The organism is Modestobacter sp. VKM Ac-2985, assembly GCF_026967925.1.
GTDB lineage: Bacteria > Actinomycetota > Actinomycetes > Mycobacteriales > Geodermatophilaceae > Modestobacter.
In genome coordinates, this window is the sequence record NZ_JAPVBI010000003.1 from 153622 (window position 1) to 165541 (window position 11920).

Here is an 11920-nt window from a genome sequence, read left to right on the forward strand (position 1 = left end):
GACGGCGGTCGAGTGGGGGCAGCCTGCACGTGCTGGGACGACGGGCCGCCCGGCGTCAACCGCCGCTCTCTACCCCCAGGTACGCCTGCACGACGCGCTCGTCGGCGAGCAGCTCACCGGCCGGGCCGGAGTGCACGACCTCCCCGCTCTGCAGCACGTACCCGTGGTCGGCGGCGCGCAGCGCCCGGCGGGCGTTCTGTTCCACGAGCACGACCGTGGTCCCCGAGGCACGGATCTCCTCGATGACCCGGAAGACCTCGGCGACGATCTTGGGCGCCAGCCCCATCGACGGCTCGTCCATGAGCATCACCTTCGGCCCGGCGATCAGGGCGCGGGCGATGGCCAGCATCTGCTGTTCGCCACCGGACAGGGCACCGGCCGGGAGCGCTCGCCGTTCGGCCAGCACCGGGAACCGGTCGTACATGGCGTCGACGGAGCGCGCGCCGTCGCTCCCCGAGTGCCAGCCGCCCATCTGGAGGTTCTCCTCGACGGTGAGCGTGGCGAGGACCTGACGCCCCTCCGGCACCTGCACCAACCCGCGGCCCACCAGCTTGTGGGCCGGCGTCCGGGTGATGTCCTGGCCCTCGAAGGTGATCCGCCCGCCGGCCGGCCGCAGCATGCCGGAGACGGCGTTGATGACCGAGGACTTGCCCGCCCCGTTCGCCCCGACCAGCGTCACCAGCGAGCCCTGCTGCGCCTGGAACGAGACGTCCCGGACCGCCTCCACCCGTCCGTAGGTCACCCGCAGGTCCTCCACGGTGAGGATGGGGTCGCTCATGTCGCCTCCCTCGGGCCGGTGTCCGGTGTGTCCAGGGTGCCGGCGTCACCGGGCCGCAGGTTCACGACCGCATCCGGTGGCGCATCCTCGGCCGGGGTCGCATCCGCGCGGGTTCCCTCGGCGAGCAGGCCGCCGTCCACGTCGTCGTCGTCGGCCGAGCCCAGGTAGGCCTCGATGACCGCGGGATCGGCGGCGATCGCCTCCGGCGCGCCGCTGGCGATGACCTCGCCGAAGTTGAGGACGACGACCCGGCTGCAGGTCTGCAGGACCATGCCGACGTTGTGCTCGATGAACAGGATGGTCAGCCCGTCCTGCGCCAGCGACCGGATCAGCTCCGACAGCCGCGCCGCCTCGACGTGGTTCATCCCGGCGGCCGGCTCGTCCAGGATCAGCAGCGACGGATCGGAGGCCAGCGCGCGGGCGATCTCGAGCCTGCGCTGGTCGCCGTAGGACAGGGCCTCGGCGCGGGTGGCGGCGAGCGAGGTCAGCCCGACCCGCTCCAGGCAGCGGGACGCCTGCCGCAGCGCCGCCCGCTCGTCCCGGCGCGCCGACGGCAGCCAGAGCAGCCGCCGCAGGAAGGTCGGCCGGCTGACGAGGTGGGCGCCGACCAGCACGTTCTCCAGCGCCGACAGCCGGTTGAACAGCTTCGAGTGCTGGAACGTGCGGCTCACCCCCGCGGCGGCGATGCGGTGCACCGGCGTGCTGCCGATCGCCGTCCCGAGCACCGTCGCGCTGCCCGTGCTGGGCGGGACCAGGCCGCTGATCATGTTGACCAGCGTCGTCTTGCCGGCCCCGTTGGGGCCGATCAGGCCGACCACCTCACCGGCCCGGACGTCCAGGTCCACGTCACGGACGGCGTGCACCCCGCCGTACTCCTTGCCCAACCCGGCCAGGGTGACCACCGGTTCGCCGGCTGCCGGGTGACGACGACCGGCCAGGCCGGCGGCGTCGTCGTCGGCAGCGCCGGACGGCATGCGCGTCCGGCGCGGGATGAGGCTCGCCAGACCGCCCGGCAGGAACAGGATGACGGCCAGCAGCAGCAGGCCGGCGAGGAACGGCCGGATCCAGCCGGCCTCCACCCCGACCGCCCGCTGGACCTCCGGGACGATCGTCTGGAACCCGCTGCCCAGCAGCGGCCCCAGGAACATCGTGGAACCACCGACCACGGCGGTGACCAGACCCTCGACGGCCGCCAGGAAGTCGAAGTCGCTGGGAGCGATGAGCCGGACGTAGTAGGCGTAGAGGACGCCGTACAGCCCGGCGACCGCCCCTGCGGTGACGAAGGCGGCGAGCCGGTGGCGACCCACGTCGATGCCCATGGAGCGGGCGGCCAGCTCGTCCTCGCGGATGGCCTCCAGGGCGCGGCCGTACCGGGAACGGCCCATCCGCCAGAACCAGTAGGCCACCAGCGCGAGCGCGGTCCACGCCATGCCGACGGTGAGGACCCGGGGCACCCCGAGGCCCTGCGCGCCACCGGTCCACTCCTGGTTGAGCAGCACCACCCGCACCGCCTCGGCGAACCCGAGGGTGGCGATGGCCAGGAAGACCCCGCGCAGGTGCATGGTCGGCAGGCCGAGGACGACGGCGGCGAGCGCGCCGACCGACATGCCGATCACCACGGCGATCAGCAGCGCAGGGATCTCCCCGACGTCGGCCGCGCTGGGTGCCAGGTAGGCCCCGGAGAACGCCGCCAGCGAGGCGAAGCCGGCCTGGCCGAGGCTGAGCTGCCCGGCGATCAGGACGGCGTAGAAGGAGTAGGCGAAGATCGCGCCCAGCGCGATGAAGGTCAGGGTGGTGGCGTACTGGTCCAGCATCAGACCTCCCGGACCTTCCGCGCGCCGAGCAGCCCCTGCGGGCGCAGCAGCAGGATCACGAACAGCAGGCCGAAGGCGATGACGTCCCTCCAGGACGAGCCGATGTACTGGACGGCGAACACCTCGGCCAGGCCCAGCAGCAGCCCGCCGATGAGCGCGCCGGGCAGCGAGCCCATGCCGCCGACGATGATGACGGCCAGGCCCTTGAGCTCGATCGCCGAACCCATGCCCAGCTGGGCGGTGTTCACGTTGATGGCGAACAGCACTCCGGCGACCGCGCCGAGCGCCGAGGAGATCGCGAAGGTGATCGCCGTGACCCGATCGACGTCCACGCCGAGCACCCGCGCCGCCGTCGGGTTCTCCGCGACCGCGCGCATCCCCCGACCCAGCCGCGTCCGGGTGACCATGTACGTGAGGCCCACCATGAGGGCGAGGGAGATCGCGAGGATCACCACCTGCACGAGGGTCACCTGGGCGCCGGCGAGCTCGAACCGGGTGTCGGGGAACGAGCCCGGCGGGAAGCGGCGGGTGTCCGGACCGTAGCGCCACTGCAACAGCGCGACCAGCATGCCGGCGAGCGCGATGGAGGAGATCAGCCCGGCGAAGTGGGCGTCGGCCCGGCCCTTGAGCGGCCGGAACGCCACACGCTCGATGACCAGGCCCAGCACGGCGCCGAAGACGAACACGATCGGCAGGGCGGCCCAGAGCGACAGCCCACCCCGCTCGACCAGCTCGATGCCGACGAAGGCGGAAGCGGCGAAGACCGCGGGGTGCGCCAGGTTCAACCGGTCGAGGATGCCGAAGACCAGCGTGAAGCCGATGGCGAACAACGCGTAGATCGAACCGATGAAGATGCCGTTGAGGAGCTGCTGCACAGCGTTGCCTGTTCTCGTCGTGGGTGCCCGGGCACGGTAGCCGAGACGCGCGACCGGGGCCCCGGTCCGCGGACCGGGGCCCCGGCGGGGTCGCAGCGCGGCGCAGGCCGGTCAGCCGGCCGACGCCGCGTCCGGGTCATTCGAGGACGGCGAACTCGCCGTCCTGGACCACCTGCACGACGGCCGGGTGGTCGGCGTCCCGGTTCTCGTCGATGGAGAACTCACCGAGGACGGTGGGCAGGCCCTCGATCTGCCCCAGCGCCTCCTGGATGTCGTCCCGCTCCGCGGAGCAGTTGGCGCGCACGGCGTGGTCGACGAGCTTGAGCCCGGTGTAGGCCTGAGCGGCGAACTGGTCGGGCTGCGCGCCGTACTCGGCCTCGTAGGCCTCGAGGAACGCCTGGTTCTCGGGGTTGTCGGACGACGAGTTCCAGGCGGCGCCGACGACGACGCCCTCGGCCGCCTCGCCGGCGTCGGACATCAGCTGCGGGTTGTTGAACCCGTTGCCGCCGATGATCGGCACATCGATCCCGAGTTCACGGGCCTGGGTCACCAGCGGCACCGCGGCCTCGATCAGTGCGGAGACGACCAGCGCGTCCGGGTCGCTCTGCTGCGCCTGGGTGAGCAGGGCGCGGAAATCGGTGTCGGACTTGGAGAACGTGATCGTCTCGCTGACGTTCACGCCCTCCTCCTCGAGCGCGGCGGTGAACGCCTCGTACCCGGACTCGGTGAACGCGTCGTCGTTGCTGTACATGACGACGACGTCCTGGAGCCCGAACTGTTCGGTCGCCTGGGCGATCGTCTGCGGGATCACCGCTTGCTCGGTGAGGGAGTCGCGGAAGATGTAGTCACCGATCTCGGTGACGCCCGCGGCGGTGTTGGAGATGCCCAGCACCGGGACGCCGGCCTCCTGGGCGATCGGGTCGGCCTGGACGGCGGCGTTGGACAGCGTCGGCCCGATGATGAGACTCGCGCCGTCGGAGACGAACTGGTCGAACAGGGTGATGCCCTGCCGGGGATCGGTCTGGTCGTCCTCGATCGTGAGGTCGTAGGTGACGCCGTCCTGTTCGGCGAGCTCCGCGGCGGCCAGCTCCAGGCCACGCTGCTGGGACTCGCCGTAGCTGGCCGCTGCGCCGGTGAGGCTGAGCACCGCGCCGATGGGCACCTCGCCCTCGATGGTGCACGATTCGCCGCTGCCCTCGCCGGTCAGCCCCCCGGAGGCGGTGGAGTCCCCACCGCCGTCGCCGGAGGAGCAGGAGGCGAGGACGACGACCGCGGCGCCGGCCGCGGCAACGGTGTGAAGCTTGGTGCGCATGTCTCTCCCTTGTCGAGCACGACGACCACGTCGGCCCCGACGAGGCGACCGCGCGTCCCTCGGGGCGGCCGGGCATGCCCGTGCCGCCCGGACGTCGTGGGCCGACCGAGGCGGTCGGCCGGTTACCTGAGTCACAGTAGGCACTTGCTGCTCAGCCCTCGGCAGCGGCGGGCGAAGCGTGTGCAGAACGTGACCCACCAGGACCGTGGGACGTGGGCGCATCGCCGACTGCTGGTCCGCCCGCAGAGGTCGGTACCGCGTCGCCTGCTCCGTCCACGACGGTGGCGACGCTGACACGTTCAGATGCCCCGGGCGGGACGGCGATCCGCGTGATGCGCGAGGCCGCCCCACGACCTGCCGGAACGCTCTTGAGCTCGTGCACCCCTCGGTCACTCCCGACACCGAGGCCCACAGTTCCCGACCGTGATGCCTCGTCGCTTCCGGAGACGTCCACGAAGAGCACTCGTCCGCGGACGGACGAGCCTGTGGACAACGGTGCCAGGACGTCGGCGGCCGCTGCCACCGTGACGGCATGACACAGATCGTGCGCTCGACCGTGCCCACCGCCTCGGCTGCCGAACTGAGCCTCTGGTGGGCCGAGGTCATGTCCGAGGAACGACTCCCAGATCTCACGCTGGCCATGCTCTGGCTGGACTCCTCCGGCCACCGGCTCGGGCGCTGCCTGCGCCTCACCGGCGTGCGGAAGCCCGACGTGCAGGCCGCCGAAGCGGTGCTACGGGTCCACCGCGCCGTCACGGCGGACGGGGTCGCGGATGAGGGCCACCTGGCCTTCGCCCTCTGCCGGCCCGGTGGGGCCGACGTCACCGCGGCTGACGAGGAGTGGGCCGATGTCCTCGATGCGCTCTTCGCGGATCGCGATGAGGGCACCTGGAGCCTCCATCTGGCCGCGGGCGGCTGGATCACGCCGATCGTGCGCCCACCCGCCACGAGGTTCGACCCACATCGCGTGGCTCTGCGACCACCTGGCGAACTGCTTGACCGCGGCTGGCTGCTTGACCAGGATTCTGGTCATGACGACGCAGCCGCTCGCCACGGTCAAGGCCCGGTTCAGCCAGGTGATCGATGAGGTGGCCGGCACCCATGAGCGGGTCACCATCACCAGGAACGGCAGTCCGGTCGCCGTCATCCTCGCGGTCGAGGACTACGAGTCGTTGATGGAGACCCTCGAAGTGCTGTCCGACCCCCAGGCCCGGTCGGAGATCCGGCAGGCCGAGTCCGAGATGACGGCCGGCGAGGTCTACGACGAGGCCGAGGTGCGAGCCGCACTGGCAGCCCGCCGCCGGTGACCGGCCCCCGGGCCTACAGCGTCGTCCTCTCGGCCGCTGCGAAGCGGGCAGTCGAACGGGACCTCCCTGAACCGGTGGCCGTGGCGGTCGTCGACTTCCTGTACGGGTCGCTGGCCGCGGAGCCGTACCGCGTGGGCAAGCCGCTGCGCTTCGGACTGGAGGGGTACTGGTCTGCGCGCAGGGGCCAGTACCGGGTCATCTACTCCATCCACGACGAGGAGGTGCTGGTTCGAGTCGTGCGCATCTCGCACCGCGCCGACGCCTACGGCTGACTGGTTCCTCCTGCGGGGGCAAGCGTGTGCGGAAGCACCGTGTCGCCCCTCGGACACAGAGTCGAACTCCCACAGCGTGGCAGGCGTGTGGGGGTTCTGCTGCTCTCCCCAGCTGCACTCCCACCACGACCTCGACGCCCCCTGGCCGAGCCCTCGGCCTCGGAGAAGGCGGCGGCGCTCATGGGACGGGGGCATGCCGGCGGACCGCTGCCCGCGCGGCCACGCCGAACTGATCTCGACCCCCTCGGGTGCGCCGAGCCCACCGCCGGCGGTCTGCTGATCACAGGTGGGTCAAGGCCTCCGACAGGTCCACGACGTCGGCGTACTTGGCGTCCAGGTCAGCCAGGTTGTTCTCGTGAACCGCAGGCGTGCGGTCAGCGCACGCCTGCCGCACGACCTGGGGCCGGAAGCCGGAGTTGAGCGCGTCCATGGCGGTGGCCCGGACGCAGCCGGAGGTGGAGACGCCGGCGAGCACGACCGTGTCCACCCCGGCCGCGTACAGGGTCGGCGCCAGCGACGTCCCGAAGAAGGCAGACGCGTACTGCTTCACCACCACTGGTTCTCCCGGCACCGGGGCAAGGACCAGCTCGCCCCAGCCACCCGGGGCGCCCGCCGCGAAGACGGAGAGCGCGGGCACCTTGCGGACGAACAGCCCACCGTCGGCCAGGTCCGAGGCGTAGCGGACCACGGTCCAGACGACCGGGTGCCCGGCCGACCGGGCCGCGTCGACCAGGGACGTCACCGCTGCCACCGCCGACTCCGGCGACGGCAGCCCGAACGGTCCGTCCGGCTCGGTGTAGGCCCGCACCAGGTCGATGACGACGACGGCAGGCCTCGCCCCCCAGCCCACCCGGCCCGAGAACGAGCGGCCGTGCGGGCCGAGGGCTGGCTCCGGGACGCTCACGCCCACACGGGACGCTTCGGCGCGGGCAGCCCGGTCTCCTCCTGACATCGGGCGAGGAGCTCCTCGATCGGCGGGCCCATGTCGAAGACCGGGAGCTCGGCGGGCCGGTCGGCGCGCAGCTGGTCGCGGAGAGCCTCGGTCGCCTGGGCGTCCACCGTGCCGTCCTCGGCCACGCAGACGCCGTACCGCTCGGCCCCCTTCGGAGTCACCAGCCCGCGCCGCACCTCCAGGGCCACCAGCTCCTGATCGCGCTCGAGCGGGTCGCCCCACCCGCCGCCGCCCCAGGTGACGAAGTGGAGCACATCGCCGGGGCACACCGGGACGTCGTGGCACTTGCTGGGCAGCACCGAGCGGGTGCCGTCCGCGCGTTCGATCCACTTCGTGCCCCGGGCGCCGGGTCGCCCGCCGTTCACACCCCATGGATAGGTCAGCCAGCGGTCGTCGTGGATGGCGATCGTGCCCGGCTCCTCGAAGACGTAGGCGACGTCCACGCCGTTGCCGCCACGGTGCAGCCCGGGCCCGCCGGTGTCGGCGATCGTCTCCCACTTCTCGATCCGCAGCGGGTAGTAGGACTCCAGGTACTCGCACGGGATGTTGGTGAAGCTGGGCCACAGGGAGTGCCCGTCCGGCCCGTCGCCCATCGGCCGGCCGGGGATGCCGCCGAAGCCGATCGAGTACAGCTGGAACCACTCGCCCTTCCGCTCGCCGGCGGAGTAGTGGCCGGAGTACATGAAGTGCGGGGACGAGGAGAAGCCGGCCGCGTTCAGCAGCGCCGGGTTGGTCTGGCCGAGCAGCCCGCCGAAGAGGTCGAAGACCCGGCCGATGCCGTGGTTGCGCCCGTTGAGCGACGCCGGGTGCTCCGGCTTCCAGTACGAACCGTCGGGGATGGTGACGTCGACCAGCGGGTAGAAGCCGTCGTTCCAGAGGATCTGCGGATCCGCCACGGTGATCATGTAGATCCCGAAGAACATCCGGGTCAGGTTCTCGTTGATGTAGTAGTTGATCGGCCCGACCGCCTGCGGCGAGGAGCCGGTGAAGTCCAGGTGCACCTTGTCGCCGGTGCGGGTCAACGACAGCTTGAGCTCGTAGGGGCCGTTGCCGACGCCGTCGTCGCAGATGTAGTCGGTGAAGCTGAGCGTGCGCCCCTCCTCGAACACCATGGAGAGGAGCACCTTCATGGCGTCGTGGTTGCGCTGCAGCAGCGAGTCCAGCGCCGAGAGGTAGGAGTCGACGCCGAACCGTTCGCACATCTCGACGACACGGCGCGCGGCGGTGCGGCACGCGGCGACCAGCCCGTTGAGGTCGGCGCGGTTCCAGTCGGGCTTGCGGACCTGGTTGAGGATGATCCGCAGCGCGTCCTCGTTGCGCTCGCCCTTCTTGTAGAGCGCGAAGGGCGGGATGACGACGCCCTCCTCGTAGATGGTCAGCGCGTCGGTCGGCATGGACGACGGTGTCTTGCCGCCGACGTCGGACATGTGCCCGAACATCGCCGACCACCCGACGACCCGTCCCTGGTGGAAGATCGGGACGACGACCAGCCAGTCGTTGGCGTGGCTGATCGCGGCGCCGCAGGCGTACGGGTCCGACGTCAGCAGGACGTCGCCCTCCTCGATCGTGCCGTCGAAGCCGTCGAGGAAGTCGGGGATCGACAGGCCGAACTGGCCGACGACCATCTTCCCGTCGGGGTCGGCGATCAGCGGGAACTCGTCGTGCTGCTCGCGGATGCCCGGCGACAGCGCCGTCCGGAAGAGCACCTCGTCCATCTCGTAGCGGGCGTTGCGGAGACCGTTCTCGATGAGGTCGAGGGTGATCGGGTCGACGTCTCCCTTCTCGACGGTGCCGGTCGCGGTCTCGATGATCTGCGCCATGGGTCAGGCCTCCGGAGTGATCAGCAGGGAGCCCGAGGCGTGCACGGTCGCCACGTGGCCGGGCAGGACGAGAGTGGTGGAGTCCATCTCGGTGACGATCGCGGGACCCCGGACGATGTCGCCGGCCCGCAGCTTCGCGCGGTCGTAGACGCCGGCGGGCGCGTACTCCCCACCGACGTAGATCCGGTGGTCCTGCACGAGTGCGCCGGCCGGGTCGCCGTCCCCCTCGGGCAGCGTCATCGGGGCGACGTCGGGCTTCGGGCCCGTGACGGTGGCGCGAGCGTTGACGATCTCGTGGTCGACGGTGAGCAGGAAGCCGAACAGCCGGTCGTGCTCGGCGTCGAACCGCTCCCCCAGCGTCGCCAGGGCTGCGGCCGGCTCGGCGAGCCAGGACGGGTCGACGTCGACCGGGATCTCGAAGCCCTGGCCGTGGTAGCGGACGTCGACCTGGTAGCCGACGGTCTGCTCGTCGCGGGAGACCCCCTGCTCCTCCAGCCGCCGGCCGGCGTCGGCCGCCAGGTCACGGAGGATCGTGGCGAGGTCCTCGCCGGTCAGCTCGCCGACGCGGCGCAGCACGGTGCGCGCGGACTCGTCGCGGCGGCTGGTCGTGGCGTCGCCGAGGGCGCACAGCAGGCCGGGACCGGGCGGCACGATCACCGGCCAGGCGCCGGTCAGCCGGCCCAGCGCGTTGGCGTGCAGCGGGCCGGCGCCGCCGAAGGCGACCAGGGCGAAGTCGCGGGGGTCGAAGCCCTGCTGGACCGAGACCAGGCGCAGCCCCCCCAGCATGTTCTCGTTGACGATGTCGACGATCCCGGCGGCCGCGGCCTCCGGCGAGTCCAGCCCCATGGCCTCGGCGACCTTGCCGACGGCGGCCCGCGCGGCCTCGACGTCGAGGGTGATCTCGCCGCCGGCCAGGGTCGTGGGCAGGTGCCCGAGGACGACGTTGGCGTCGGTGACCGTGGGGTCGGTGCCGCCCGTGCCGTAGGCGGCCGGTCCCGGGTCGGCGCCGGCCGACTGCGGGCCGACGCGCAGCGCCCGGGTGAGCTCCGGCACGTGCGCGATGGAGCCCCCACCCGCGCCGACCGTGCGGACGTCGACGCTGGAGGACCGGACGACGAGGTCGCCGACCTTGGTCTCCCGGCCGATCCTCGGGCTCAGGCCCTGCACGAGCCCGACGTCGGTGGAGGTGCCGCCCATGTCGAAGGTGATCAGATCGCGGTAGCCGGCCTGCTCGGCCACCCAGACCGCGCCGGTGACGCCTCCGGCGGGCCCGGACAGCAGCAGGGTGACCGGGGAGTCGATGGCGTTCGCGGCCGAGGAGAGCCCGCCGTCGCTGCGCAGGATGGCCAGCTCCCCGGCGACGCCGCCTTCGGCCAGGTTGCCGGCCAGGCTCTGCACGTACCGCTTGACCTGTGGCTGGACGTAGCCGTTGGCGACCGTGGTGAGGGTGCGCTCGTACTCCCGCAGCTCGGGCAGCACGTCCGAGGACAGCGAGATCGGGATGCCGGGCAGCACCTCGGCGGCGATCTCGCCGATCCGCTTCTCGTGCGCCGGGTCGGCGAAGGAGTTGATCAGGGAGACGGCGAGGGCCTGCACGCCGTTGCCGCGCAGCTTCTCCAGCTGCGTGCGGACGTCGGCCTCGTCGAGCTCCCGCACGACGGCGCCGTCGCTGGCGATCCGCTCGTCGACCTCGACGGTGTTCTCCAGCGCCGCCAGCGGTTCGGGCTTGGGCCAGATGATCCAGCCGGCCAGCCCACCGGGGACGAAGGACCGGGCGATCTGCAGCACCTGCCGGAAGCCCTTGGTCGTCACCAGCCCGACGGTGGCGCCCTTGCCCTCGAGGATCGCGTTGGTGGCCACGGTCGTCCCGTGCAGGACCTGCGCCACCTCCGATAGCTCGATGCCCGCCTCCGCGCACACCTTGCCGATCCCGTGGAGGACGCCGACTGCCTGGTCGGCAGGGGTCGAGGCGGTCTTGGCCCGCCACGTGCTGCCGCTGCCCTCCTCCACCAACAGGACGTCGGTGAACGTGCCTCCGACGTCGACTCCGAGCCGGTAGCTCATGAGGCCTCCTCTTCGCTTCGGTCCTGCACGGTGGTGTGGGCGGACTGGGCGGTCTGGGCGGTGGCGGCACGGACCATGACGGCCCGGGCGTTGCAGATGTGTGCGGTCATCACCGCGCGGGCCCACCCGGCGTCGCCGGCCCGCAGCGCGGCGACGATCTCGACGTGGTGGGCGAGGCTGCGGCGCAGCGACTCGGCGTCGTAGGTGTGGAAGTTCCGGCGCACGATCGGCGGGTGGATGGCGGCGGCCAGCGCGGCGGCCAGGGTGGGGTGGCCGCCGAGTGCGACCAGCCGGTCGTGGAAGGCCCGGTTGAGCGGGACGAGGGCGTCGAGGTCCTGCCCCGGGCCGGGGCTGCCCACCTCGATCATCCGCTGTGCGAGCTCGGCCAGCTCGTCGATGTCGGCAGCCGTGGCGTTCGGCACGGCGAAGGCGGTGAGCTGGGGCTCCAGCGAGATGCGCAGGTCGAACACGCCCTCGAGCTCGGCAACGGTCCAGGTGGCCACCCGCGCCCCGCGGTTGGCGACCACCTCGACCAGCCCCTCGGCGGCGAGCCTGCTGAGTGCCTCGCGGACCGGTGTGCGGCTGACCCCCAGCCGATCGGCCAGCTCGACCTCCCCGAGCCGGGCGCCGGGGGTGAGATCGCCACCGAGGATGAGCTCGCGCAGCTCGGCGAGCGCCCGCTCGGCGGACGTGATCGATCGTGTCACCGGTCACATCCTCTCGACG

Annotated in this window: 11 protein-coding genes; 3 read left to right on the plus strand and 8 right to left on the minus strand. The window is 72.0% G+C overall.

Translation table 11 applies throughout. From position 1 onward, the window contains the following. Positions 1-55: 55 nt before the first annotated feature. The 4 genes from O2V61_RS16785 to O2V61_RS16800 all read right to left on the minus strand — a co-directional run bounded on the left by O2V61_RS16785 (position 56) and on the right by O2V61_RS16800 (position 4779). Positions 56-778: an ABC transporter ATP-binding protein gene (locus O2V61_RS16785; RefSeq protein WP_269184407.1), complete on the minus strand. Its 723-nt coding sequence runs from the start codon at positions 776-778 to the stop codon at positions 56-58. Next, the gene (locus O2V61_RS16790) at positions 775-2592 is read right to left on the minus strand and encodes a branched-chain amino acid ABC transporter ATP-binding protein/permease (protein WP_269184408.1); all 1818 of its coding nucleotides are present in this window, start codon (positions 2590-2592) and stop codon (positions 775-777) included. The genes O2V61_RS16785 and O2V61_RS16790 overlap by 4 nt, the downstream gene beginning before the upstream one ends. Then, entirely contained in the window at positions 2592-3467 is an 876-nt protein-coding gene (locus O2V61_RS16795; protein ID WP_269184409.1) for a branched-chain amino acid ABC transporter permease, read from the minus strand. Before O2V61_RS16795 ends, O2V61_RS16790 begins: the two co-directional genes overlap by 1 nt. Before the next feature lie 136 nt (positions 3468-3603). Continuing rightward, the gene (locus O2V61_RS16800) at positions 3604-4779 is read right to left on the minus strand and encodes an ABC transporter substrate-binding protein (protein ID WP_269184410.1); all 1176 of its coding nucleotides are present in this window, start codon (positions 4777-4779) and stop codon (positions 3604-3606) included. A 532-nt stretch (positions 4780-5311) separates the two neighbouring features. Here O2V61_RS16800 and O2V61_RS16805 point away from each other — a divergent pair. Genes O2V61_RS16805 through O2V61_RS16815 form a run of 3 tightly spaced genes read left to right on the plus strand, consistent with a single transcriptional unit; the run spans position 5312 to position 6358 of the window. Further along, positions 5312-5866 carry a hypothetical protein gene (locus tag O2V61_RS16805; protein ID WP_269184411.1) on the plus strand — a complete coding sequence of 185 codons (555 nt, stop codon included), beginning with the start codon at positions 5312-5314 and terminating at the stop codon, positions 5864-5866. Beyond that, a complete protein-coding gene (locus O2V61_RS16810; RefSeq protein WP_269184412.1) occupies positions 5811-6086 on the plus strand; it encodes a type II toxin-antitoxin system Phd/YefM family antitoxin in 276 nt (91 codons plus the stop codon). The genes O2V61_RS16805 and O2V61_RS16810 overlap by 56 nt, the downstream gene beginning before the upstream one ends. Next, the gene (locus tag O2V61_RS16815) at positions 6083-6358 is read left to right on the plus strand and encodes a type II toxin-antitoxin system RelE family toxin (protein ID WP_269184413.1); all 276 of its coding nucleotides are present in this window, start codon (positions 6083-6085) and stop codon (positions 6356-6358) included. The genes O2V61_RS16810 and O2V61_RS16815 overlap by 4 nt, the downstream gene beginning before the upstream one ends. Positions 6359-6638: 280 nt before the next feature. On the opposite strand, the gene O2V61_RS16820 is transcribed toward O2V61_RS16815, so the two are convergent. From O2V61_RS16820 to O2V61_RS16835, 4 genes are read right to left on the minus strand one after another with little or no spacing between them, the layout of a single operon-like run. Then, on the minus strand, positions 6639-7262 hold the full coding sequence (locus O2V61_RS16820; RefSeq protein ID WP_269184414.1) for an isochorismatase family protein: 624 nt from the start codon (positions 7260-7262) through the stop codon (positions 6639-6641). After that, positions 7259-9130 (minus strand): hydantoinase B/oxoprolinase family protein, encoded by a 1872-nt coding sequence (locus O2V61_RS16825; RefSeq protein WP_269184415.1) that lies wholly within the window; start codon positions 9128-9130, stop codon positions 7259-7261. The genes O2V61_RS16820 and O2V61_RS16825 overlap by 4 nt, the downstream gene beginning before the upstream one ends. A gap of 3 nt (positions 9131-9133) precedes the next feature. Then, the gene (locus O2V61_RS16830) at positions 9134-11194 is read right to left on the minus strand and encodes a hydantoinase/oxoprolinase family protein (protein ID WP_269184416.1); all 2061 of its coding nucleotides are present in this window, start codon (positions 11192-11194) and stop codon (positions 9134-9136) included. Next, on the minus strand, positions 11191-11901 hold the full coding sequence (locus tag O2V61_RS16835; protein WP_269184417.1) for a GntR family transcriptional regulator: 711 nt from the start codon (positions 11899-11901) through the stop codon (positions 11191-11193). The genes O2V61_RS16830 and O2V61_RS16835 overlap by 4 nt, the downstream gene beginning before the upstream one ends. Positions 11902-11920 lie beyond the last annotated feature (19 nt).

Excerpts from the sequence above, each read along its gene's own strand:
- O2V61_RS16785 (WP_269184407.1), bottom strand. The coding sequence starts at position 778 with ATGAGCGACCCCATCCTCACCGTGGAGGACCTGCGGGTGACCTACGGA.
- O2V61_RS16790 (WP_269184408.1), bottom strand. The coding sequence starts at position 2,592 with ATGCTGGACCAGTACGCCACCACCCTGACCTTCATCGCGCTGGGCGCG.
- O2V61_RS16800 (WP_269184410.1), bottom strand. The coding sequence starts at position 4,779 with ATGCGCACCAAGCTTCACACCGTTGCCGCGGCCGGCGCCGCGGTCGTC.
- O2V61_RS16805 (WP_269184411.1), top strand. The coding sequence starts at position 5,312 with ATGACACAGATCGTGCGCTCGACCGTGCCCACCGCCTCGGCTGCCGAA.
- O2V61_RS16810 (WP_269184412.1), top strand. The coding sequence starts at position 5,811 with ATGACGACGCAGCCGCTCGCCACGGTCAAGGCCCGGTTCAGCCAGGTG.
- O2V61_RS16825 (WP_269184415.1), bottom strand. The coding sequence starts at position 9,130 with ATGGCGCAGATCATCGAGACCGCGACCGGCACCGTCGAGAAGGGAGAC.
- O2V61_RS16830 (WP_269184416.1), bottom strand. The coding sequence starts at position 11,194 with ATGAGCTACCGGCTCGGAGTCGACGTCGGAGGCACGTTCACCGACGTC.